This is a genomic window from Sphingomonas sp. Ant20 (assembly GCF_000783375.1).
Classification (GTDB): domain Bacteria; phylum Pseudomonadota; class Alphaproteobacteria; order Sphingomonadales; family Sphingomonadaceae; genus Sphingomonas; species Sphingomonas aerolata.
Genome location: NZ_JRVI01000046.1, coordinates 1 through 22,913, shown reverse-complemented (window position 1 = coordinate 22,913; position 22,913 = coordinate 1). Strand labels below are relative to the sequence as shown.

General features: G+C 63.0%; 29 protein-coding genes, 1 tRNA gene and 5 pseudogenes. 3 read left to right on the top strand and 32 right to left on the bottom strand.

Going from position 1 to position 22,913, the window contains the following annotated elements:
- Positions 1-49: 49 nt before the first annotated feature.
- The 31 genes and pseudogenes from NI18_RS07875 to rpsL all read right to left on the bottom strand — a co-directional run bounded on the left by NI18_RS07875 (position 50) and on the right by rpsL (position 20,550).
- On the bottom strand, positions 50-1,393 hold the full coding sequence (locus tag NI18_RS07875) for a HAMP domain-containing sensor histidine kinase (RefSeq protein WP_037529232.1): 1,344 nt from the start codon (positions 1,391-1,393) through the stop codon (positions 50-52).
- Positions 1,394-1,399: 6 nt separating this feature from the next.
- A pseudogene (locus NI18_RS07870) lies at positions 1,400-2,091 on the bottom strand (response regulator transcription factor).
- Positions 2,092-2,302: 211 nt separating this feature from the next.
- Positions 2,303-2,953, bottom strand: a complete 651-nt coding sequence (locus NI18_RS07865; protein WP_037529375.1) for an adenylate kinase — start codon at positions 2,951-2,953, stop codon at positions 2,303-2,305.
- Between the two features lie 51 nt (positions 2,954-3,004).
- Entirely contained in the window at positions 3,005-4,369 is a 1,365-nt protein-coding gene (gene secY / locus NI18_RS07860) for a preprotein translocase subunit SecY (RefSeq protein WP_031393745.1), read from the bottom strand.
- Positions 4,370-4,694: 325 nt separating this feature from the next.
- Positions 4,695-5,237, bottom strand: a complete 543-nt coding sequence (rplO, locus tag NI18_RS07855) for a 50S ribosomal protein L15 (RefSeq protein WP_031393746.1) — start codon at positions 5,235-5,237, stop codon at positions 4,695-4,697.
- A gap of 116 nt (positions 5,238-5,353) precedes the next feature.
- Entirely contained in the window at positions 5,354-5,530 is a 177-nt protein-coding gene (rpmD, locus tag NI18_RS07850; protein ID WP_031393747.1) for a 50S ribosomal protein L30, read from the bottom strand.
- Positions 5,531-5,536: 6 nt separating this feature from the next.
- Positions 5,537-6,327: pseudogene (rpsE, locus tag NI18_RS07845) on the bottom strand (30S ribosomal protein S5).
- Between the two features lie 3 nt (positions 6,328-6,330).
- Positions 6,331-6,686 (bottom strand): annotated as a pseudogene (gene rplR / locus NI18_RS07840) (50S ribosomal protein L18).
- Positions 6,686-7,219, bottom strand: coding sequence for a 50S ribosomal protein L6 (rplF, locus tag NI18_RS07835; RefSeq protein ID WP_031393750.1), 534 nt, complete (start codon positions 7,217-7,219; stop codon positions 6,686-6,688). The pseudogene rplR and the gene rplF overlap by 1 nt, the downstream one beginning before the upstream one ends.
- A complete protein-coding gene (gene rpsH, locus NI18_RS07830; protein ID WP_031393751.1) occupies positions 7,219-7,614 on the bottom strand; it encodes a 30S ribosomal protein S8 in 396 nt (131 codons plus the stop codon). The genes rplF and rpsH overlap by 1 nt, the downstream gene beginning before the upstream one ends.
- A 10-nt stretch (positions 7,615-7,624) precedes the next feature.
- Positions 7,625-7,930 carry a 30S ribosomal protein S14 gene (gene rpsN / locus NI18_RS07825; protein WP_031393752.1) on the bottom strand — a complete coding sequence of 102 codons (306 nt, stop codon included), beginning with the start codon at positions 7,928-7,930 and terminating at the stop codon, positions 7,625-7,627.
- Between the two features lie 65 nt (positions 7,931-7,995).
- Positions 7,996-8,610, bottom strand: coding sequence for a 50S ribosomal protein L5 (rplE, locus tag NI18_RS07820; RefSeq protein WP_037529226.1), 615 nt, complete (start codon positions 8,608-8,610; stop codon positions 7,996-7,998).
- Positions 8,603-8,920 (bottom strand): 50S ribosomal protein L24, encoded by a 318-nt coding sequence (rplX, locus tag NI18_RS07815; RefSeq protein WP_031393754.1) that lies wholly within the window; start codon positions 8,918-8,920, stop codon positions 8,603-8,605. Before rplX ends, rplE begins: the two co-directional genes overlap by 8 nt.
- Positions 8,920-9,288: a 50S ribosomal protein L14 gene (gene rplN, locus NI18_RS07810; protein ID WP_031393755.1), complete on the bottom strand. Its 369-nt coding sequence runs from the start codon at positions 9,286-9,288 to the stop codon at positions 8,920-8,922. Before rplN ends, rplX begins: the two co-directional genes overlap by 1 nt.
- A 164-nt stretch (positions 9,289-9,452) precedes the next feature.
- Positions 9,453-9,724, bottom strand: a pseudogene (rpsQ, locus tag NI18_RS07805) (30S ribosomal protein S17).
- Between the two features lie 10 nt (positions 9,725-9,734).
- A complete protein-coding gene (gene rpmC, locus NI18_RS07800; protein WP_031393757.1) occupies positions 9,735-9,941 on the bottom strand; it encodes a 50S ribosomal protein L29 in 207 nt (68 codons plus the stop codon).
- A 4-nt stretch (positions 9,942-9,945) separates the two neighbouring features.
- Complete coding sequence (gene rplP, locus NI18_RS07795) at positions 9,946-10,380, bottom strand: 50S ribosomal protein L16 (protein WP_031393758.1); 435 nt, start codon at positions 10,378-10,380, stop codon at positions 9,946-9,948.
- A gap of 15 nt (positions 10,381-10,395) precedes the next feature.
- The gene (gene rpsC / locus NI18_RS07790; RefSeq protein ID WP_031393759.1) at positions 10,396-11,103 is read right to left on the bottom strand and encodes a 30S ribosomal protein S3; all 708 of its coding nucleotides are present in this window, start codon (positions 11,101-11,103) and stop codon (positions 10,396-10,398) included.
- The gene (rplV, locus tag NI18_RS07785; protein WP_037529220.1) at positions 11,103-11,480 is read right to left on the bottom strand and encodes a 50S ribosomal protein L22; all 378 of its coding nucleotides are present in this window, start codon (positions 11,478-11,480) and stop codon (positions 11,103-11,105) included. Before rplV ends, rpsC begins: the two co-directional genes overlap by 1 nt.
- Positions 11,480-11,755: a 30S ribosomal protein S19 gene (rpsS, locus tag NI18_RS07780; RefSeq protein ID WP_031393761.1), complete on the bottom strand. Its 276-nt coding sequence runs from the start codon at positions 11,753-11,755 to the stop codon at positions 11,480-11,482. The genes rplV and rpsS overlap by 1 nt, the downstream gene beginning before the upstream one ends.
- A gap of 1 nt (position 11,756) precedes the next feature.
- Complete coding sequence (rplB, locus tag NI18_RS07775; protein ID WP_031393762.1) at positions 11,757-12,596, bottom strand: 50S ribosomal protein L2; 840 nt, start codon at positions 12,594-12,596, stop codon at positions 11,757-11,759.
- Positions 12,597-12,600: 4 nt separating this feature from the next.
- Positions 12,601-12,915 (bottom strand): 50S ribosomal protein L23, encoded by a 315-nt coding sequence (locus NI18_RS07770; protein WP_031393763.1) that lies wholly within the window; start codon positions 12,913-12,915, stop codon positions 12,601-12,603.
- Positions 12,908-13,534, bottom strand: coding sequence for a 50S ribosomal protein L4 (gene rplD / locus NI18_RS07765; protein WP_037529218.1), 627 nt, complete (start codon positions 13,532-13,534; stop codon positions 12,908-12,910). The genes NI18_RS07770 and rplD overlap by 8 nt, the downstream gene beginning before the upstream one ends.
- Positions 13,535-13,536: 2 nt before the next feature.
- Positions 13,537-14,283: a 50S ribosomal protein L3 gene (rplC, locus tag NI18_RS07760; RefSeq protein ID WP_037529216.1), complete on the bottom strand. Its 747-nt coding sequence runs from the start codon at positions 14,281-14,283 to the stop codon at positions 13,537-13,539.
- Between the two features lie 287 nt (positions 14,284-14,570).
- Complete coding sequence (gene rpsJ / locus NI18_RS07755) at positions 14,571-14,879, bottom strand: 30S ribosomal protein S10 (RefSeq protein ID WP_007406109.1); 309 nt, start codon at positions 14,877-14,879, stop codon at positions 14,571-14,573.
- A 179-nt stretch (positions 14,880-15,058) separates the two neighbouring features.
- Positions 15,059-15,313, bottom strand: a complete 255-nt coding sequence (locus tag NI18_RS07750) for a hypothetical protein (protein WP_037529214.1) — start codon at positions 15,311-15,313, stop codon at positions 15,059-15,061.
- Between the two features lie 49 nt (positions 15,314-15,362).
- A complete protein-coding gene (locus tag NI18_RS07745; protein ID WP_128082128.1) occupies positions 15,363-15,818 on the bottom strand; it encodes a hypothetical protein in 456 nt (151 codons plus the stop codon).
- A 293-nt stretch (positions 15,819-16,111) separates the two neighbouring features.
- Entirely contained in the window at positions 16,112-17,305 is a 1,194-nt protein-coding gene (gene tuf / locus NI18_RS07740) for an elongation factor Tu (protein WP_031393767.1), read from the bottom strand.
- 106 nt (positions 17,306-17,411) lie between these two features.
- A complete protein-coding gene (gene fusA / locus NI18_RS07735) occupies positions 17,412-19,508 on the bottom strand; it encodes an elongation factor G (RefSeq protein ID WP_031393768.1) in 2,097 nt (698 codons plus the stop codon).
- A 123-nt stretch (positions 19,509-19,631) separates the two neighbouring features.
- The gene (gene rpsG / locus NI18_RS07730) at positions 19,632-20,102 is read right to left on the bottom strand and encodes a 30S ribosomal protein S7 (RefSeq protein WP_031393769.1); all 471 of its coding nucleotides are present in this window, start codon (positions 20,100-20,102) and stop codon (positions 19,632-19,634) included.
- A 76-nt stretch (positions 20,103-20,178) separates the two neighbouring features.
- Positions 20,179-20,550, bottom strand: coding sequence for a 30S ribosomal protein S12 (gene rpsL / locus NI18_RS07725; RefSeq protein WP_010164594.1), 372 nt, complete (start codon positions 20,548-20,550; stop codon positions 20,179-20,181).
- 315 nt (positions 20,551-20,865) lie between these two features.
- On the opposite strand from rpsL, the gene NI18_RS07720 reads away from it, so the two are divergent.
- From NI18_RS07720 to nusG, 3 genes are all read left to right on the top strand, one after another.
- Positions 20,866-20,942: transfer RNA gene (locus tag NI18_RS07720), tRNA-Trp, on the top strand.
- A 638-nt stretch (positions 20,943-21,580) separates the two neighbouring features.
- Positions 21,581-21,778 (top strand): preprotein translocase subunit SecE, encoded by a 198-nt coding sequence (gene secE / locus NI18_RS07715; RefSeq protein ID WP_031393770.1) that lies wholly within the window; start codon positions 21,581-21,583, stop codon positions 21,776-21,778.
- A gap of 9 nt (positions 21,779-21,787) precedes the next feature.
- A complete protein-coding gene (gene nusG, locus NI18_RS07710; RefSeq protein ID WP_037529210.1) occupies positions 21,788-22,324 on the top strand; it encodes a transcription termination/antitermination protein NusG in 537 nt (178 codons plus the stop codon).
- A gap of 67 nt (positions 22,325-22,391) precedes the next feature.
- On the opposite strand, the pseudogene NI18_RS22190 reads toward nusG, so the two are convergent.
- A pseudogene (locus NI18_RS22190) lies at positions 22,392-22,913 on the bottom strand (glycosyltransferase family 2 protein); the annotation flags it as partial.

Genomic DNA, 22,913 nt, shown 5'->3' with positions numbered 1-22,913 from the left:
CGCCAATCCCTTGGCGCGTCCGGCCGCACAAAGCCATCCCCGCTCGCAGTCAGACTGGCAGGACGATCCGCGCAACGAGGCCGGGCGCATTGTCCCCCAGTTCGAACCGCCCGTCATGCAGCCGCGCGACCGCCTCGACCAGCGCCATGCCCAGCCCCGCCCCCGGGGTCGTGCGTGCGCTGTCGAGCCGCCCGAACCGCTTGAGCGCCTGCGCGTGGTCCGCCACCGCGATTCCGGGCCCGCGATCCTCGACCTGGATCGCGACGCCGTCACCGCGCTCGAGCAGGCGAAGCGTCACCGTGCCGCCGCTGGCCCCGTGCCGCAGCGCGTTGTCGATCATGTTGGTGATCGCCTGGCTTAGCAGTTCGCGGTGCAACGCCATGGCCGGTGGCCGATCGTCGATCGCCACGTCGAAGCTCAGGCCGGCATCCTCGGCGACCGGGGCATAGAGCTCACCGATCTCCTCGAGCAGATTCGCAGGCGACACCTGGATGAACCGGTCGCGCGACACCGATCCCGACCGGCTGATCTCGATCACCATCGTCAACATCCGCATGACCAGGTCGGTCTCGGTCAGCAACCCGCCCAATGCCACTTCACGCGCGTCGGGGTCCGCGATCAGCACCGCCTGCTCGGTCTTGGTCCGCAACCGTGCCAGCGGCGAGCGCAGGTCGTGCGCCAGGCTGTCGGTCACGACGCGCAGCTCGGCCATCACCCCCTCAAGCTTGCTGAGCATGACGTTCAGCCGCGCGGCCAGCCGGTCGAACGCGTCACCGCCACCCGCGACCACGGCCACCCGGCGTGACAAGTCCCCCTCGCCCGCGGCCTCGACTACGCTCGCTATCCCGTCGAGACGCCGACCGACATAGCGCGCGAGAACGAGTCCTCCGACGATGCCGAGCGCGAGCGACAGCGTGATGGCGAAGGCCAGCGCGCGCTCCATCGCACGTTCCTCCGCCGCGATCAGGTCGAGGTTGCGGCCGGTCAGCAGCCATTGCCGGCCGATCGGATACAGCGCGTACCCCGTCTCGCGCGCGTTCCACAACGCGTCGTCGCCAAGCCGGGCGATCCTGAAGCGGGTCATCCGCAGCGGCACGGTCAGCCGCGCAGGCGCGACTCCCTGGACGGTTCGTCCGTCCGCGTCGACGAGCGCGAGTACCAGCGAGACGTCGCCGGGGCTGACCGCCTCGTCGATCGCCTGGCGCAGTTCGGGAATACCGCCGACCTGCCAGACGGTGCGCAGCGCATCAGACTGTTCGGTGGTCTCGCGCCGGATCGCATCGATCGCATCGGCGCTGGTCTGTTTCCAGACGAAGCCGATCAGCGCGAGATTGGACACCAGCGACAGCATGATCGCGAGCAGCGCGATCCGCGCGGTGACCGACAGGCGCATCGCGGTTCAGCCCTCCATGGCGAGCCGGTATCCTGCCCCGCGTACCGTATGGAGGATCGGCGTCGGAAACCCGTCCTCGAGCTTGCGCCGCAACCGCCCGATATGAACGTCGACGACGTTCGATCCTGGATCAAAGTGATAGTTCCAGATCTTTTCGAGCATCATCGTCCGCGTCACGACCTGCCCCGCATGCCGGGCGAGGAATTCGAGCAGGTTGAATTCACGCGCACCCAGCGGATGGTGTGCCCGCCGCGCGACACGACGCGCGAAAGCAGGTCGATCTCGAGATCGCCGACCGACAGCTTGGTTTTTTGCGGGTCGCTCGCCAGCCGGTCCGACCGGCGCACCAGCGCCTCGACACGCGCCGACAGTTCCGCGAACGAGAAGGGCTTGCACAGATAGTCGTCGGCCCCGGCCTTCAGCCCGTCGACGCGGTGGTCGACCGCCGCGAGCGCGGAGAGGATGAGAACCGGGGTGACGATGCCGGCCGCGCGGACCGCGCTGACCATGGCGAGGCCGTCGAGCCCCGGCAGCATCCGGTCGGCGATGATGAGGTCGAAGATCCCCTCGCTGGCAAGAAACAGTCCGTCACGCCCGTCGCCACAGGTCTCGACGGCGTAGCCCGCTTCGGTCAGTCCTTTTGCGAGATAGCTCGCGGTGGACACATCATCTTCGACTATCAGGATCTTGCGGTTCACGGCGTCATCGCTTTCCCCTGTCCCATAACGGAAAGGCCGGCGGAAATCACTTCCCGCCGGCCCCCACGGTACCCCCCGGGAGTGACGGGCACCGATCTCTGGAAACTCGCGCCGCTCTTTCGGGCGACACGTGTCTCTTAGGATCGGGCACTCGACAGGGGGATGACCCGAACATGACAAACCTGTCATGTTCGGGCCGGTGATCGTCCAATCAGCGGTCGTCGAGGATCGCTGCGATCGCGACGCCGACATGGCCGATGTCCGCCATCCCGTCGACGCGGCGTACAAGCCCGCGCGCATCGTAGATCGGCAGGATCGGCGCGGTCTTGGCGCGATATTCGGCCATCCGCGTCTTGACGGTTTCGGCATTGTCGTCGGGACGGCGCTTGAACTCGGTCGAGCCGCACACGTCGCAGACCCCGGCAACCGCCGGCTGCTTGAACCGATCGTGATAGCCGGCGCCGCAGTTGGCACAGGTATACCGGCCGACCACGCGGTCGATCAGTGCGGCTTCGTCGACACCGAGCTCGATCACGTAATCGAGCGTACGGCCCCGGGCTGCAAGCAGCCCGTCGAGCGCCTCGGCCTGGGCCGCGGTGCGCGGATAGCCGTCGAAGATCACGCCGTTTGCGGTATCGGGCTGGTCGAGCCGCTCACCGATGATGCCCGACACGATGTCGTCGCTGACCAGGCCCCCGGCGGCCATCACGGCTTTCGCCTGAAGGCCGACGGGCGATTCCGCTGCGACCGCAGCGCGCAGCATGTCGCCGGTGGACAGTTGGACCATGCCGCGTTCGGCCACGAGCGTCGCGGCCTGCGTGCCCTTGCCCGCGCCTGGCGGGCCAAGAAGGATGATATTCACGAAACGCACTCCCCTCGTTCGTGCAGGATTATAAACCGGTAACCCCGCAACTTAGCGAAGTCGACCGCCCTTCAGCTTCGCCTTCTTGATCAGGTCGCCATATTGATGCGCGAGCAGATGGCTCTGGATCTGTGTCACCGTATCCATCGTCACGTTGACGACGATCAGCAGGCTGGTGCCGCCGAGATAGAAGGGGATCGACAGCGCCGTGACCAGATATTCGGGCAGCAGGCAGATGATCGTCAGATAGGCGGCACCGATGACGGTGATGCGCGTCAGTACGTAATCGAAATAGTTCTCGGTGTTCTTGCCCGGACGGATGCCGGGGATGAACCCGCCATGCCGCTTCAGATTGTCCGCCGTCTCTTCGGGATTGAAGACGATCGCGGTGTAGAAGAACGAGAAGAAGATGATGCCGGCACCGTAGAGCAGCATGTACACGGGGCTGCCGTGCTGCAGATACTGGTTGAGGGTGATGATGAAATCGCCCCACTGCGACTCACCCGCGACGCGCTGTCCGGCGAACTGCGAGATCGTCAGCGGCATCAGCAGCAGCGACGAGGCGAAGATCGGCGGGATGACGCCCGCGGTGTTGATCTTCAGCGGCAGATGGCTGCGATCGGCCTGCATCCCGCGCTGCGTCTGGCGCTTGGGATACTGGATCAGGATGCGACGCTGCGCGCGCTCCATGAAGCAGATGAACAGGACGAGGAGGACGACCGCGACGATGATGCCGATCAGCTTGATCGGGTCGAGGCTGCCCGAACGGCCGCCCTCGAGCAAGTTCACCAGGGTCGTCGGCAGATGCGCGACGATGCCCGCCATGATGATCAGCGAGACGCCGTTGCCGATGCCGCGGCTGGTGATCTGCTCACCGAGCCACATCAGGAACATCGTGCCGCCGATCAGCGAGATGACCGCCGCGATGCGGAAGGTCATGCCCGGCTCGATCACCGCGGCGATGCCCTGGTTCGCGCCGAGCGTCTCGAGCCCGACGGCGATGAAATAGCCCTGCACCGCGGTCAGGCCGACCGTGCCGTAGCGGGTATACTGGTTCAGCCGCTTGCGGCCTGATTCGCCGTCCTTCTTGATCGCGGCAAGCGTGGGGCTCAGCGAGGTCGCGAGCTGCACCACGATCGAGGCGGTGATGTAGGGCATCACGCCGAGCGCGATCAGCGACATGCGGCTGAGCGAGCCACCCGAGAAGGTGTTGAAGAAGTCGAGCACGCCGCCCTGTGTCTGCTGCGACAACAGGCCCAGCGCGGTCGGGTCGACACCCGGCAACGGAACATAGCTGAGCAGGCGGAAGACGATCAGGGCGCCGATCGTGAACCACAACCGCTTCTTGAGATCGGTCGCCTTGGCGAATTTGGACAGGCTGACGCTTTGCGCCATCTGGTCGGCTGCGGATGCCATACGTGTGATCGTCCTGGAAACAAAGAAGGCGGGAAGCGTTGTGACCGCCCCCGCCGCTCATATAGGCGCAGGAGCGCGCTTGTCTAATGCCTAGGTGCGTTATGCGAGCCCGAGGGGCGCTCGGTCGCCCCCTGCCCCGTTCGTCCTGCGCGAAGTCGAAGGACGTTGCCCCAGGTGACGTACCCTTCGACTACGCTCAGGGCGAACGGAGGAAGGGTGGTCCTGAAAAACGGGCGGGTCGAAAGCGGGCGACAGGAAGCCGCCAGGTCAGGCATATAAAAAAAAGGGGCCGGCGCTCTCGCACCCGCCCCCTTTCTCGTTCGGCTCAGGCCTTGAACGACGCCTTGTGCGCCGCACGCTCCTTGTACTTCACGCCCTTCTTGGCGGCAGCCTTCTCGGCTGCGGGGACGAAGTGGATCACCTCGACCTTGCCGCCGATCTTCTCGACCGCCTCGATCGCGCCCTTCGACGCGCCGTCGACGGTGAACGAGAGGACCGTGGTCAGCTCGCCCTTGGCGAGGAGGCGGACGCCGTCCTTGCCACCGCGTGCGAGGCCAGCGGCCTTGAGCGCGTTGTGGTCGAGCGTGGCGTTCGCCTCGATCTTGCCGGCATCAACCGCGAGCTGGATCGCGCCGAGGTTGACCTCTGCGAAGTCCTTGCGGAAGATGTTGTTGAAGCCGCGCTTAGGCAGACGCATGTGGAGCGGCATCTGGCCGCCTTCGAAGCCGGCGATGGACACGCCCTCACGGCTCTTCTGGCCCTTCTGGCCGCGGCCGCCGGTCTTGCCCTTGCCCGAGCCGATGCCGCGTCCGACGCGCATCTTGGACTTACGGGCACCTTCGTTATCGCGGAGTTCGTTGAGCTTCATGGTAATGCACTCGCTTTCGCTTGTTACGCGCTGGTTGAAAAACCGGGTTGGATTCTGGAATAAGAAAGGGGGCCGTTAGCCCCCTTTCCCGTATTTGTCACGTGGGTCGTGAAGGCTCAGCCTTCGACCGACACCATGTGCTGCACCTTGCGGATCATGCCGCGGACCTCTGGGCTGTCTTCCAGCTCGCGGGTCTTGTGCATCTTGTTCAGACCGAGACCGACCAGCGTTGCGCGCTGGTCCTTCTCGCGGCGGATCGGCGACCCGGTCTGCGTGATCTTGATGGTAGCCATGATCGCTTACTCCGTGATCGCAGCTGCATCGGCCTCGGCGGTCTTCGAACCACCATGGCCGAGCAGGTCGGCGATCTTCTTGCCGCGACGCTGTGCGACGGCCTTGGGCGAGGTCTGCTCGCCAAGGGCTTCGAACGTTGCGCGGATCATGTTGTAGGGGTTCGACGTGCCGACCGACTTGGTCACGACGTCTGCGACACCCAGCGACTCGAAGACGGCGCGCATCGGGCCACCGGCGATGATGCCCGTACCCTGAGGCGCCGACCGCAGCGTGACCTTGCCGGCACCGAAGTGACCGTTGCCGTCATGATGCAGCGTGCGACCGTCCTTGAGCGGAACGCGAACCATCTTCTTCTTGGCAGCTGCGTCGCCTTCGAAATGGCTTCCGGCACTTCGCGTGCCTTGCCATGACCGAAGCCTGCACGGCCCTTGCCGTCGCCGACTACGACGAGTGCTGCAAAGCCGAAGCGCTTGCCGCCCTTGACCGTCTTCGAGACGCGGTTGATGTGCACCAGCTTCTCGATCAGCTCTTCGCCGCCATCGTCCGAACCCGGACGACCGCCACGATTGTCACGACCGCCACGACCGCCATCGCGACCACCACGGTTGCCACCGGGGCCGCCGCCACGGTTGCCGCCGGGGCCACCACGACCGCCACCGCCGCCGCCACCCGGACGACCACGGCCACCGCCGCTGTTGCCCTGGTATCCGGTGCTCTGGGGCACGTTCTGAGCCGTGACGTCCTGTGCGGTCGTCTCGGGTGCGATTACCGCTGGCGTGTTGTTTTCGTCAGCCATGTCTTAGAACTCCAATCCGGCTTCGCGCGCGGCATCGGCAAGAGCCTTCACGCGACCGTGGTAGAGGAAGCCGCCGCGATCGAACACGACCTGGGTCACGCCCGCTGCTTGGCAGCCTCGGCGACGCGCTTGCCGACCGAAGTCGCCGCGTCGATGTTGGCGCCGGACGTGCCGCGCACGTCCTTCTCCAGCGTCGAGGCCGAAGCGACCGTCGTGCCGGCGGCATCGTCGATCACCTGGGCATAGATGTGCTTGCCCGAGCGATGCACGGACAGGCGAGGACGGGTGCCCGCGCGTGCGCGCAGCGCGGTACGGTTGCGGCGACGCCGCTTGGCGAAAAGAGAAAGTCCCTTGGTCATTACTTCTTCTTCCCTTCCTTGCGGAAGATGAACTCGCCGTCGTACTTGATGCCCTTGCCCTTGTACGGCTCGGGCTTGCGCCACTGACGAATCTCCGCGGCCAGCTGGCCAACCATCTGCTTGTCCGAACCCGAGATCTCGATCGTCGTGTTGTCCGGCGTCTTCACCTCGATGCCCTCGGGCACGTCGATGTTGACGTCATGGCTGTAGCCGAGCTGCAGCTTGAGGTTGCGACCCTGGGCTGCGGCACGATAGCCGACGCCGCTGATCAGCAGCTTCTTGGTGAAGCCTTCCGACACGCCGGTGACCAGGTTCTGCACCATGGTCCGCTGCATGCCCCAGAACGCGCGAGCGCGCTTGGTGTCGTTGGCCGGCTGCACCGAAATGCCGCCGTCTTCGATCGTGTAGCTGATCTCGTCGCGCAGCGGCATCTTCAGGGTCCCCTTGGGGCCCTTCATCGTCAGCTGCTTGCCCTCGATCGTCGGCGTGATGCCCGCCGGTACGGTGACCGGCTTCTTACCAATACGGCTCATCAGAACACCTCCGCGAGGACTTCGCCGCCGACGTTCTGCTCACGTGCTTCGGAATCCGAAAGCACGCCGCGGGGCGTCGAGACGATGGTGATGCCGAGGCCGTTGCGGACGCGGGGAAGTTCCTGCGAACCGGAATAGACGCGACGGCCGGGCTTCGAGACGCGCGCGACATGCTTGATCGCAGGTTGGCCCTCGAAATACTTCAGCTCGATGCGAAGGCCGGCCGCGGGGCCCATCTGCTCTTCGCTATAGCCACGGATATAACCTTCACGCTGCAGAACGTCGAGCACGCGGACGCGCAGCTTCGACGCCGGAGTCAGGACGGAGTCCTTCTTCGCGCGCTGGCCATTACGGATACGGGTGAGCAAATCACCCAGGGGATCGGTCACTGCCATGATGTAGTCCTTACCAGCTCGACTTCGTGACGCCGGGGATCAGGCCCTTGTTGGCCAGATCGCGCAGCTGAATACGGCAGAGCCGGAACTTGCGGTAATAAGCGCGCGGGCGACCGGTCAGCTCGCACCGGTTACGGATGCGGGTCGGGTTCGCGTTGCGCGGGATTGCCGCCATCTTGAGGCGAGCGATCAGACGCTCACCATCGTCGAGCGTCTTGTCCGCTGCGATTGCCTTCAGTGCCGCGTACTTCGGGGCATACTGCTTGACCATGCGCTTGCGGCGCTCGTTCTTGTTGACTGAACTCAGTTTCGCCATCGACTTAAGTTCTTTCTTTCCTGAAGCGCCGCCCGTGACACGAGGTCAGGGGCGGCGGTTGGTAGTTAAGCTGCCTTCTTCTCGTCGGCAGCGTCGTCTTCGATCGGGAACGGGAAGCCGAAGAGACGGAGAAGCTCGCGAGCCTCGTCGTCGGTCTTGGCGGTCGTCGTCACGATCACATCCATGCCGCGGACCTTGTCGACCCGGTCATAGCTGATTTCTGGGAACACGATCTGCTCCTTGATACCGCAGGCATAGTTGCCACGGCCATCGAAGCTCTTCGGGTTGAGACCGCGGAAATCGCGGACGCGGGGAAGAGCGATCGTGATGAAACGGTCAAGAAACTCGTACATGCGCTCGCGGCGAAGGGTAACCTTCACGCCGATCGGCATGCCCTCACGCAGCTTGAACTGCGCGATCGACTTCTTGGCCTTGGTCACAACGGGCTTCTGGCCGGCGATCAGCTCCATTTCCTGAGCTGCCTGGTCGACCTTCTTCTTGTCCTGCGTCGCCTCGCCGACACCCATGTTCAGCACGATCTTGTCGATCCGGGGGATCTCCATGACGTTCTTGTAGCCGAACTTTTCCGTCATCGCCTTGATGATCGTCTCATCATACATCTTCCGCATGCGCGGCGTGTAGGCGGCCTCGGCGCCAGCGGCGGTGTTCTGATCAACCATTGATCTTCTCCCCGGTCTTGACGGCGACACGGACCTTCTTGCCATCCTGCTCCTCGAAGCGGACGCGGGTCGGCTTGCCGTCTGCGGTCACGTGCGCGACCTTCGAGACGTGCATCGGCGCTTCCTTGCGGACCAGGCCACCCTGCGGGTCACCCTGGGTCGGCTTGGTGTGGCGCACGGCGATGTTCACGCCCGAGACGACGACCTTGTCGGTCTTCGGCATCGACATCGTGACTTCGCCGGTCTTGCCCTTGTCCTTGCCGGACAGGATGATGACCTTGTCACCCTTCTTGATACGCTGGCTCGCCATTACAGCACCTCCGGCGCAAGGCTGATGATCTTCATGTGCTTCTTGCCACGCAGCTCGCGAACGACTGGGCCGAAGATACGGGTGCCGATCGGCTCCTCGTTCTTGTTGACCAGCACCGCGGCGTTGCCGTCGAAGCGGATGACCGTACCGTCTGCACGGCGGATATCCTTGGCGGTACGCACGATCACCGCGCGGTGAACGTCGCCCTTCTTCACACGGCCCCGTGGCTGCGCTTCCTTGATGCTGACGACGATGATGTCGCCAACGCCTGCAACACGACGCTTGGAACCCCCAAGCACCTTGATGCACTGCACCCGCTTCGCGCCGCTGTTGTCAGCGACGTCGAGATTGGACTGCATCTGGATCATGGATCCGTATCCCTTCTCTGTCTCTGGGGTCGATACCGACCGAACCCCGCCTAAAAAATCACCCCGCCGCGGACGAATCCGCAGCGGGGAGGAGCGGCCGCTTAGCCGTTCCCGTTTACGAAAACAAGAGCGCAGGGAGTTGCCCCCCTGCCCTCATGTTTGATTCAGCCCTCGGCCGAAGCCCGCTCCGGCGTCGCGTGGGTGTTGACCCGCTCGATCACCTTCCAGGTCTTCAGCTTGGAGATCGGTGCGGTCTCTTCGATCCGCACGGTCTCGCCCTGCTTGAACTCGTTGCTCTCGTCATGAGCATGATACTTCTTCGAGCGACGGATGATCTTCCCGTAGAGCGGGTGCTTCACCTTACGCTCGACGTCACGACCACCGTCTTGTCGCCCTTGTCGGACACGACCAGACCGGTCAGCACGCGCTTCGGCATGATGTGTTCCTTACTTCGCGGCGTCAGCGCTGGTGCGCTGAGCCTGCAGGGTCTTGATGCGAGCGATGTCGCGGCGGACCTCACGAACGCGGCTCGGCTTTTCGAGCTGGTTCGTGGCGGCCTGGAAGCGCAGGTTGAACTGCTCGCGCTTCAGTTCACCAAGCGACTCCGACAGCTGGTCGTCGCTCTTGGCCTTCATGTCGTCGATACGAGCCATGATCTTACTCGCCTCCCAGATGCGAGGTGTCGCCCAGGCGGGCAACGACCTTTACCTTGATCGGCAGCTTCATGGCCGCCCGCTCGAATGCCTCGGCGGCGATCTTGCCGTCGACGCCGTCGAGCTCGAACAGGATCCGACCCGGCTTGACGCGAGCGGCCCAATATTCCGGCGCGCCCTTGCCCTTACCCATGCGGACTTCGGCTGGCTTTCCCGAGACCGGAAGGTCTGGGAAAATGCGGATCCACAAACGCCCCTGGCGCTTCATGTGACGCGTGATCGCGCGGCGGGCCGCCTCGATCTGGCGTGCGGTGATCCGGTCGGGCTCCATGGCCTTCAGGCCGTAGGAGCCGAAATTGAGCGAGAAGCCACTCTTGGCGTCGCCCGAAATCTTGCCCTTGAAGGCCTTCCGGAACTTGGTCTTTTTTGGTTGCAGCATGTCTGTTCCTGCCCCTTAGCGACGATCGTCGCGCTGCGGCCGCACGCCGGAGGTCTGAGCCTCCATCATGATGCGGTCGTACGACGTCGGATCGTTGCCGAGAATCTCGCCCTTGAAGACCCAGACCTTCACGCCGCAAACGCCGTAAGACGTGTGCGCCGTAGCCTCGGCATAATCGATGTTCGCGCGCAGCGTGTGCAACGGAACCCGACCCTCACGATAGCTCTCCGACCGTGCGATCTCGGCGCCGCCAAGACGGCCGCCGCAGTTCACGCGGATGCCTTCGGCACCGAGACGCATCGCCGACTGAACCGCACGCTTCATGGCGCGACGGAAGGCGATACGACGCTCGAGCTGATCGGCGATGCCCTGTGCAACGAGACGCGCATCGACTTCCGGCTTGCGGATCTCGACGATGTTCAGCGACACGGTCGACGACGTCATCTTGCCGATCGTCGAACGCAGCTTCTCGATGTCCGCACCCTTCTTGCCGATGATCACGCCGGGGCGTGCAGCGAAGATGGAGATGCGGGCCAGCTTGGCCGGACGCTCGATCACAACCTTGGAGATCGCAGCCTGCGGCAGCGTCTTCATGATATATGCGCGGATCTTGAGATCCTCGAGCAGGAGCCGACCATAGTCGGCGCCTTCGGCGTACCAGCGGCTATCCCAGGTACGGTTGATCTGCAGACGCAGACCGATGGGGTTGCTCTTCTGACCCATTATGCTTCTTCCTGCTCGCGCACGACGATGCGCAGACGGCTGAATGGCTTGAGGATGCGGGTCGACTTGCCGCGGCCGCGGGTCGCGAAGCGCTTCATCGTGATCGACTTGCCAACCGATGCCTCGGCGACGACCAGCGAGTCGACGTCGAGGTTGTGGTTGTTCTCCGCATTGGCGATGGCCGAGGCCAACACCTTGCGGGCTTCGATCGCCATGCCCTTGGTCGAGAAGGCGAGGATGTTCATCGCATCGCCGACCTTCTTGCCACGGATGAGCGCAGCGACGAGGCCGAGCTTCTGTGCGGAACCGCGGATCTGCGTACCGACCGAAAGCGCCTCGTTGTCCGCGACCTTGCGCGGGCTGACTTGCTTAGACATCAGCGCTTGCCCTTCTTGTCGGCGGAGTGGCCGGGGAAGTAGCGCGTGGGCGCGAACTCGCCCAGCTTCATCCCGACCATGTCCTCGTTGACCGAGACCGGCACGAACTTGCGGCCGTTATAGACGTTGAACGTGAGGCCCACGAACGACGGCAGGATCGTCGAGCGACGCGACCAGGTCTTGATCGGCGAACGCGCGTTGGTGTCCTGGGCGGTTTCTGCCTTCTTGAGCAGATGAAGGTCCACGAACGGACCCTTCCAGACTGAACGAGCCATGTTAGCCCTTCCTCTTCGTCGAATGACGCGACCGGATGATCATCTTGTCGGTCGATTTGTTGTGACGCGTGCGCGCACCCTTCGTCGGCTTGCCCCACGGCGTGACCGGATGACGGCCACCCGAGGTGCGGCCTTCACCACCGCCGTGCGGATGGTCGACCGGGTTCTTGGCGACGCCGCGCGTCAGCGGACGAATACCAAGCCAGCGCGAACGCCCTGCCTTGCCCAGGTTCTGGTTCTGATTGTCGGGGTTCGAAACCGCGCCAACCGTCGCCATGCAATCGCTGCGGATGTAGCGCTGCTCGCCCGAGTTCAGGCGGACCATCACCATGCCCTTGTCGCGACCGACGACCTGCACATACGTGCCGGCCGAACGGGCGATCTGGCCACCCTTCATCGGCTTCATCTCCACGTTGTGGACGATGGTGCCGACCGGCATCTGACCGAGTTCCATGGCATTGCCTGGCTTCACGTCGGTCTTCTTGGCCGCGAGGACCTTGTCGCCAACGGCCAGACGCTGCGGCGCCAGGATGTAGGCGAGCTCTTCGTCCGGGTACTTGACCAGGGCGATGAACGCGGTGCGGTTGGGATCATACTCGATCCGCTCGACAGTGCCTTCGACGTCCCACTTGCGACGCTTGAAGTCGATGTAGCGGTACTTCTGCTTGTGACCGCCGGCGATGCCGCGCGAGGTTACATGACCCTTGTTGTTACGACCGCCGGTCTTGTGCTTGCCTTCGGTCAGCGCCTTGACGGGCTTGCCCTTCCAGAGCGACGACTTGTCGACCAGGATGAGACCGCGGCGTGCCGGCGATGTCGGATTATAATGCTTGAGTGCCATGGCCTCAGATCCCCGTCGTCACGTCGATGGACTGACCGTCCTTCAACGTCACGATTGCCTTTTTCATGTCGGAGCGCGAGTAGTTCGTGCCCTTCCACTTCTTGGTCTTGCCCTTCTGGACGAGCGTGTTCACGCCGACGACGTTCACGTCGAACAGCGCCTCTACGGCCGCCTTGATCTCGGGCTTCGTGGCGTCGTTGGACACCTTGAACACCACCGCGTTGTGCTCCGACAGAGTCGTCGTCTTCTCGGTGATGTGCGGGGCCAGGATAACGTCGTAATGACGATTATCGATGCCCGCCTTCTGCTTCTTAGCCATGGAAGCGCGCCTCCAGCTTTTCGACAGCGGCGCGCGTCAGCACCAGCGTGTCATGCTTCAGGATGTCGTAAACGTTGGCGCCGGCTGCCGGCATCACGTTCACTTCGTACAGGTTGCCCGCAGCGAATGCGAAGCTGGTGTCGACCATGTCGCCGTCGATGACGAGCGGACGCTTGCCGAAGCCGAGCTTGGCGAGATCGCCCTGCAGCGTCTTGGTCTTGCCACCCTCGACAGCCAGGCTGTCCATGATGACCAGCGAACCCGCCTTAGCGTGGCTGCTGAGCGCCATGCGCAGACCGAGCGCGCGAACCTTCTTGTTCAGCGACGGGTTGAAGTCACGGACGCGAGCGCCGTGAGCCTTACCACCACCGATGAACACGGGTGCGCGGCGATCGCCGTGACGTGCGGTACCGCCGCCCTTCTGGCGACCGAACTTCTTGCCGGTGCGAGCGACGTCTGCACGCTCACGGGTGCCACGAGCCGTCTCGCGACGCTTCTCGAGCTGCCAGGTGACCACACGGTGCAGGATGTCGGCGCGCGGATCGAGACCGAAGATCTCGTCGTTGAGCTCGATGTCCGCGCCCTCGGTGCCGGCGAAAGATGAAAGCTTGATCTTCACGCTCAGCCCTCCTGGCCGTCGGCTGCAGGTGCGTCGGTCGTTTCGGCCGGCGTGTCTGCTGCGGTGTTGCTGTTGGCGGTCCTGAGACCGGCGGGGAACGGTGCGTCGGCGTGGCGCGCGACCTTGACCGAGTCCTTGACGAAGAGCCAGCCGCCCTTGGAGCCAGGAACCGAACCCTTGACGAACAGGAGACCACGCTCGACGTCCGTCGATACGATCTCGAGGTTCTGCTGGGTGCGATACTTGTCGCCCATGTGGCCGGCCATCTTCTTGTTCTTGAAGACCTTGCCCGGATCCTGGCGCTGACCGGTCGAACCGAGCGAACGGTGCGAGACCGACACGCCGTGGGTTGCCCGCAGACCGCCGAAGCCCCAACGCTTCATGCCGCCCTGGAAGCCCTTACCCTGGGTCTTGCCCTGGATATCGACGATCTGGCCTGCGACATAATGGTCGGCCGAGATCTCGGCGCCAACGTCGAGCAGGCCGTCTGCGTTCACACGGAACTCATGGACGACAGCCTTGGGCTCCACTTCGGCCTTGCCGAAATGGCCGCGCTGCGGCTTTGCGACATTCTTCGACTTGGCAACGCCTGCACCAAGCTGGACGGCGGTGTAGCCGTCACGATCCATTTCGCGAACGGAAATGACCTGATTGCCTTCAAGTGCCAGAACGGTGACCGGCACATGCCGACCATCTTCCTGGAACAGGCGGGTCATCCCCATCTTCTTCGCGATCACGCCAGTACGCATGATCTTGTCCCTTCCTAGACAGAGGCCCCGTCGGACTATTCCTCGGGGGCTTGCGGACCATGTCCGGAGCAAGCTCCATGATGCATCCACCTGACCCCATCCCCGGCAAAAGCCCTGAATGGAGTCGGATCAACCCGGTAAATACGAAACGCGCCCCGTCCCGGGCTGGTGTTCCTGCGAAAGCAGGAACGTGACGGGGGACGCTGCCCCGTCAGTTTGCACCGACGGCGGTATCCCAATGTCGAACGGCGCGGGACCGTTACCGGTCGACCGCGCCGCGCTCGCCCTTAGGCGAGCTTGATCTCGACGTCAACGCCAGCGGCGAGGTCCAGCTTCATCAGCGCATCGACCGTCTGCGGCGTCGGCTGGACGATATCCAGCATACGCTTGTACGTGCGCACCTCGAACTGCTCGCGCGACTTCTTGTCGATGTGCGGGCCGCGGTTCACGGTGAATTTTTCGATGCGCGTCGGAAGGGGAATCGGACCGCGGATGAGCGCGCCGGTGCGGCGTGCGGTGTCGGCGATGTCGCCAGTGGCCTGATCGAGCACACGGTGATCGAACGCCTTCAGACGAATGCGGATATTGCTGTCCATAGTCCCTACCGATGCGAAAGAGCGGGCCCGTTTCCGGGCTCTTGCTGGTTGATGTTTAAACCGAAGGCGGGCCATTACGGGAGAGTCGGGTGAAATGCAACCGGGGGGGCCTCGGTTTTTCCGCAGCATGCTGCCGTCTCTGATGGCAGTCGCAGCGCATTTCGCATCAGGCTAAACACCTAAGGCGACACCTTAGAACGATCCAACGGCATCGATCGGAACACGGTCAGATCGGCTACGGCAACGTCTTTTGAGAATTCCAAGTGCCACGCCCCGAAGTAGACCTTCACGGCGCCACCATAAAGAATCAATAGAGAAGCCCCCTTCTCAACTCCCTCCGCAACCAAATCGATGATGCTTTCCAGCAAAACATCGAGCATGACCGCGTAGGGCGTCACCTTGTCATGCTCTTCTCTCGTCAGCTCGTGTGTCATACGAGCACCGTCCGTTGCAATCGGTGTCGGCATTAATTGATAGAGTGCCTCATGCCGACTTTTTATATTCCTGCATAGCAAAGCGGATTGAGTCATAGCGCGCGATCGCATCTTGAAGCTCCATCAACAATTCTGGCGCTCTCGCTTTCAGCAAAAGGCCGACCTCTTCCTGGTTCAAATCGGCGGTGGGCTTGCTCGGTATTCCGAGTGGACGCACGCGTGCAAATTTCCGCCCCTGAAACCTGACGTCGACATCAGCCTCCAGGCTCTCCTTCAGATGTTTTGCGATAGTCGCGGTATCGTTGAAAGTTTGAAGAGCGTTCCAACCGACCGATTCTGCAACGCGCTTTTCTCGATCGTTAAGGTCTGCGACCCGCTGCCGGTGAACGACCCAGTAGCCCATAAGGGCAGTAACGACCGCCCCGAGAGACATGGTGCCCGCGAACCAATCGGCCCAGCTGCCTGCATCAAGCGATAGCCCTAGCGCCGTGTAGTCATGCTCCATAGGCAGGGCCCCCAGTCTGCGAATATCGTTCCGCATCTATGTCACAAGCAGCAACAATCCTAGAAATGAACTGACGACCTGGTTTGGACATCGCACTGTTCGGCCTTGGTCAAGGGATAACTGCCGGGCTCGTCGTCCGCCTAGTGGCAGATCTCGCAACAACGTGCGCAAGCATGAGGCAAATATTGCAGCTAGCCGGATTTCCAACTTTAGCACGTCCAAACACGAAAAAAGCCCGGCCTCTCTCGCGAGAAGCCGGGCTCTTTTCGATCATCTCCCGAAGGAGCGGATGCTTACTTGTCGATCTGGCTGACGACGCCTGCACCGACGGTACGGCCGCCTTCGCGGATCGTGAAGCGCTGGCCCACGTCCATGGCGATCGGTGCGATCAGCTTGATGCCGAGCGACACGTTGTCGCCTGGCATGACCATCTCGGTGCCCTCAGGCAGCTCGACGGTGCCGGTCACGTCCGTCGTACGGAAGTAGAACTGCGGGCGGTAGTTGGCGAAGAACGGCGTGTGACGGCCACCCTCTTCCTTCGACAGCACGTACACTTCCGAATTGAAGTCGGTGTGCGGCTTGATCGTGCCCGGCTTGCAGAGCACCTGGCCACGCTCGACTTCGTCGCGAGCGACGCCGCGGATCAGCGCGCCGACGTTATCGCCAGCCTGGCCCTGGTCGAGCAGCTTGCGGAACATCTCGACGCCCGTGACCGTGGTCTTGCGAACGGTCGGGTGGATACCGACGATCTCGACTTCCTCGCCAACCTTGACGATGCCGGTCTCGACGCGGCCGGTGACGACCGTACCACGACCCGAGATCGAGAACACGTCCTCGATCGGCATCATGAACGGCTTGTCGAGCGGACGCTCGGGCTGCGGGATGTAGTCGTCGACGGCCTGCATCAGCTCGGTGACGGCGTCGGCGCCGAGCTTCTGGTTCGAACCCGACAGCGCGCAGGTTGCCGAACCCTTGATGACGGGGATGTCGTCGCCCGGGAAGTCGTACGAGCTGAGCAGCTCGCGGATTTCCATCTCGACCAGCTCGAGGATTTCCTCGTCGTCGACCAGGTCAACCTTGTTCATGAACACGACCATTGCGGGCACGCCGACCTGGCGTGCGAGCAGGATGTGCTCACGGGTCTGCGGCATCGGGCCATCGGTCGCCGAAACGACGAGGATCGCGCCGTCCATCTGGGCTGCGCCGGTGATCATGTTCTTCACATAATCGGCGTGGCCCGGGCAATCGACGTGCGCGTAGTGACGGTTGGCCGTCTCGTACTCGACGTGTGCGGTCGAGATCGTGATGCCGCGCTCGCGCTCCTCGGGTGCCTTGTCGATGTTTGCGAAGTCGACAGCGGTACCGCCGGTCGTCTCTGCCAGAACCTTCGTGATCGCAGCGGTGAGCGACGTCTTGCCATGATCGACGTGACCGATGGTGCCGATGTTGAGATGCGGCTTGTTCCGCTCAAATTTTGCCTTGGCCATTGTTTCCTACCTTCTGATTCGTATTCCGGTGCCACACCGGGAACCGCGCGAACGCGGCCCCATAGCGGCTGTTAAAGCCTGACGCTAGCCCTACCTCCTTAAAGGGTTAGGCCAGTTTCGCCTTCACCTCGTCAGCGACGTTCTGCGGCACTTCATCATAATGCGAGAACTGCATCGAGTATTGCGCGCGGCCCTGCGTGAACGAGCGGAGCGAGTTCACATAGCCGAACATGTTGGCCAGCGGCACCATCGCCTCGACCGTCTGCGCGTTGCCGCGGCTGTCGGTGCCCTGGATCTGGCCACGACGGCTGTTCATGTCGCCGATGACGTCGCCCAGATAGTCCTCCGGGGTGACGACCTCAACCTTCATGACCGGCTCGAGCAGCGTGATGCCCGACTTCTGCGCCACTTCGCGCATTGCGCCACGTGCACAGATTTCGAACGCCAGAGCCGACGAGTCGACGTCGTGATACGCGCCGTCATACAGCACGATCTCGAAATCGATGATCGGGAAGCCGACCAGCGAACCCGAAGCAGCGGTCTCGCGGAAGCCCTTCTCGATCGCGGGCAGATATTCCTTCGGAATGTTGCCGCCCTTGATCTCGTCCTTGAACGTGATGCCCGAACCGCGCTCGCCCGGCGTGACCTTGACCTTCACGCGACCGAACTGGCCGGTGCCGCCCGACTGCTTCTTGTGCGTGTAGTCGACGTCGACCGGCTTCTTCAGATATTCGCGATACGCGACCTGAGGAGCGCCGACATTGGCCTCGACCTTGAACTCGCGCTTCATGCGGTCGACCAGGATCTCGAGATGGAGCTCGCCCATGCCCTTGATGATGGTCTGGCCCGACTCGGGGTCCGACGACACGCGGAACGAGGGATCCTCGCGTGCGAGACGATTGAGCGCGACGCCCATCTTCTCCTGGTCGGCCTTGGTCTTCGGCTCCACCGACAGCTCGATCACGGGCTCGGGGAATTCCATCCGCTCGAGGATGATCGGTGCGTTCATCGCGCAAAGCGTGTCGCCCGTCGTGGTGTCCTTGAGGCCTGCGAGAGCGACGATGTCGCCCGCGAACGCTTCCTGGATGTCCTCACGGCTGTTCGCATGCATGAGCAGCATGCGGCCGACCTTTTCCTTCTTGTCCTTGACCGAGTTGGTGACCTGCGATGCGGTCTCCAGCTTGCCCGAATAGATGCGGGCGAAGGTCAGCGTGCCGACGAACGGATCGTTCATGATCTTGAACGCCAGTGCCGAGAACGGAACCTCGTCCGACGAAGGACGCTCGTCCGGCGTCACGCCGTCGAGCTTCAGACCCTGAATCGCGGGAACGTCGAGCGGCGACGGCAGATAGTCGACCACGGCGTCGAGCAGGGGCTGGACGCCCTTGTTCTTGAACGCCGAACCGCAGACCACGGGGACGAACGCCATGCTGAGCGTACCCTTGCGGATCAGCTTCTTGAGGTCGGCGACGCTGGGCTCGTTACCCTCAAGATAGGCTTCCATCAGAGCATCGTCCTGCTCGACAGCCATCTCGATCAGGTCGCTGCGATACTTCGCGGCCTTGTCGGCCATGTCCGCCGGGATGTCCTGATATTCGAACTTCGCGCCCAGGCTCTCTTCGAGCCAGATGATCGCGCGGTTCTCGACGAGGTCGACCAGGCCCTTGAAGCCGCCTTCCATGCCGATCGGCAGGTACAGGACCGCCGGGCGCGCACCGAGACGCTCGATGATCGAGTCGACGCAGAAGTAGAAGTCGGCACCGGTGCGGTCGAGCTTGTTGACGAAGCACATGCGCGGCACGCCGTACTTGTCAGCCTGACGCCACACGGTCTCGGACTGCGGCTCGACACCGGCAACGCCGTCGAAGCACGCGACCGCGCCGTCGAGGACGCGCAGCGAACGCTCGACTTCGATCGTGAAATCGACGTGGCCCGGGGTGTCGATGATGTTGATAAGGTGCTCTTCACCCTTACCTTCTTCGGCGCGCCACTTGCAGGTGGTTGCAGCCGACGTGATCGTGATCCCGCGCTCCTGCTCCTGCTCCATCCAGTCCATCGTCGCGGTGCCTTCATGCACTTCGCCGATCTTGTAGGACTTGCCGGTGTAATAGAGGATGCGCTCGGTCGTCGTCGTCTTGCCGGCGTCGATGTGCGCCATGATGCCGATGTTGCGGTAACGGTCGAGCGGATGGCTGCGGGCCATGATCGTGCTTCCTTAAGGATATGGGGAGCCGAACGTGCCGGCTCCCCAATATATAGGTGTTTGCGTTACGGGCGAAAGACCGCCCGTGACACGGTTACCAATGCTAGGCTTCGAAGCCCGCTGTTACCAGCGGTAGTGCGAGAATGCACGGTTGGCTTCTGCCATCCGGTGCGTGTCTTCGCGCTTCTTGACCGCGTTGCCGCGGTTGTTGGCCGCGTCCATCAGCTCGCCCGACAGCCGTGCGGCCATCGTGTTCTCGCTGCGCGAACGTGCCGCACCGATCAGCCAGCGGATTGCCAGCGCCTGTGCACGCTCGGGACGCACTTCGACGGGAACCTGGTAGGTTGCACCACCGACGCGACGCGAACGGACTTCGATGCCCGGCTTCACGTTGTTGAGCGCATCGTGAAAAACGCCGATCGGGTCGCGCTTGGCGCGGCTCTCGACGGTTTCGAATGCACCGTACACGATCAGCTCTGCGACGGACTTCTTGCCGTCCAGCATGACGCTGTTCATGAACTTCGACAGAACCTCATCCCCGAACTTGGGATCAGGCAGGATGACCCGCTTTTCGGGACGACGACGACGTGCCATTTTATATTCCTTCTAAACTTCAGCCTGTGTGATCAAACATACCAGTGCCGACTTGCGTCGGTTGGCATTGATCGGCTTACTTCGGACGCTTGGCGCCGTACTTGGAACGCGACTGACGCCGGTCCTTCACACCCTGTGTATCGAGCACGCCGCGCAGGACGTGATAGCGAACACCGGGAAGATCGCGGACACGACCGCCACGGATCAGGACAACCGAATGCTCCTGAAGATTGTGGCCCTCGCCCGGGATGTAGCTGATGACTTCGCGCTGGTTGGTCAGGCGAACCTTGGCCACCTTGCGCAGAGCCGAGTTCGGCTTCTTCGGGGTCGTCGTGTAGACGCGGGTGCAAACGCCGCGCTTCTGCGGGTTGGCTTCCATCGCAGGGACCTTCGACTTGGCCTTCTGCGGATCGCGGCCCTTGCGGACCAGCTGGTTGATCGTCGGCATTGAAGCCTTCACCTTTCAAATGGTTACTTTGCTGGAGCCATTGAGGCGCCTGAGAATACAAAAAGGACCCTAGGAAGCGCAAAACGCTCCTCAGGCCCTGGAATGCATCCAGCAATGTTCAAGCATGCCCGGCGGGAAAGACTCCCGAAGAACAGGGCGCGCCTATAGGTCAGGAGTCAGCCGCGGTCAACACGGGGATCACCCCACCCTGCCCTGAACCCGACGCCAGATTGGTTGCACGTTCGACAATCGTGCGTCGGGCATGAACAGGTGCTTGCCCTGCCGCGGACATGGCGCTAGAGCCCGCCACCGCACAGGAGTGTAGCTCAGTTGGTTAGAGCGTCGGTCTCCAAAACCGAAGGCCCTCGGTTCGAATCCGAGCACTCCTGCCAGATCTTCTCACATCGCCGATCGACAGCTGCCGTTACCCATTGGTCAGCGGCCGACGTACTGCGCCTGTCACGATTGCACAAAACGCATTTCATAATGCAATTTGCGCAGTTGTGAAATTCGCTGCTGCGATGCACAAAGACTGTGCCTTTCAGGCATCCTCTCCTAAAACTTTTACGGCCGGTCTTTGACCGGCCTTTTTTTGGGTCTGCGCGCTGATATACCGATGTCGGTCCGTCACGCCGGCAAACATAACAGAAACGCAGGAGAGCGCCGCCGGCAAGACCGGCACCGGTTGACGGCCGGCGGGGGAGAGGGCGCAACCGCCCGCCCCCGCGCCTTCCGGTCCCGCCTCCTACGCATCCCCTTATGCTTTTAACCGTGTGCGAAAGGCTGGTGCATCGCGGCGTACGCGCTGCCGAGTCGGGCCATCACAGGGCCGCCCGGCGGACGCTGCCGCCCCGCCCCTTGCGTTCCGTCGGCGCGGAAGCTATCTGCGCCGCCATCCGACAGCGAGACGGACGCATGCCCGACCCCTTTGACGGGGCCCTATTGACGGGGCGACCCTTCACAGGGAGCGGGTTATGGGTCTATGCCTCGCTTCTTTTCATGTCTCCATCAGGCGGGTTCGAACAGCACCGTGGCTAAAACGTCCCCACTCGAATTCATCCGGCAGGTCCGCACCGAAACCTCGAAGGTTACGTGGCCGACGCGTCGCGAGACGATCATGACCGGGGTGATGGTCGTCATCATGACGACGATCCTGGCGCTCTTCTTCTTCGGCGTCGACTCGATCCTTCAGGCGATCGTCACCGCCCTTCTGAAACTCGCTCAATAAGGTCCGCACATGGCGCGCTGGTACATCATTCACGCCTATTCGGGCTTCGAGGGCAAGGTCCGCGACTCGATCATGGCAGAGGCGACCCGCATGGGTCTCGAGCAGCTCGTCGAGCAGATCGAAGTCCCCACCGAGACGATCACCGAGGCCCGCCGCGGCAAGAAGATCGCGGTCGAGCGTAAGTTCATGCCGGGCTATGTGCTCGCCAAGCTGAACATGAACGACGACGTCTATCACCTCGTCAAGAACACCCCCAAGGTGACCGGCTTCCTCGGCAGCATGGGCAAGCCGCAGGCGATCAGCGAGGCTGAGGCCACGTGGATGCTGAACAGCAAGGAAGAGGCCGCGGCCGCTCCCAAGCAGAAGGTCAAGGTCGACTACGAGATCGGCGATCAGGTCAAGGTGCTCGACGGTCCGTTCGCGAGCTTCAATGGTCTGGTCGAGGAACTCGATTTCGACCGCAGCCGCGTCAAGGTGTCGGTGTCGATCTTCGGTCGCGCTACCCCGGTCGAGCTCGAGTTCGAGCAGGTCGAACGCTCGAAGTAATCACCGCCTGAGCCTGCGGGCTCAATCGATACGAATGATCAAAGGCTGATGCTGCGACGCCGCGGCATCAGGCCTTTTCGTGTGTGGGTGAAAGCCGTACGCGCGCTGTAAGTTCGGCGCCCGCAAAAGCGAGAAAGCCGCGCAGCATGTGGCGCAGGCGGAAGCTGTGGAAGCGCCGGATATAGGGAAAGGGCCGCGTCCCCGCGCGGATTTCGCCGAGCGCATCGCCAAGGTCGCGGCGGATCGCGCCCAGGATTCGACGGTCGGTCAAGATATGCTTGGCGTAGAGCGCGCCGTCGCCATAGCCATAGCCCGCGAGCAGCGCGATCACCTGATCGGGCCGGCAGCGCCCATGATGATGCTCGACGGCGAAATAGGGGTCATAGGCCACGACCACCCCGGCCGCGATCGCGCGGAACAGGAAATCGGTATCCTCCGCCGCCACGAACCGCGCGCCGGCGCCGAACCGCGTATCGAACCGGCCCGTGCGCGCGATGACGTCGCGCGTGAAGGCAAGGTTCGCGCCCATCACGAACCCGCCGGGAAACGCGCCCGGCACCGGCTCCATCGGATGATCCTCTAGCTTCAG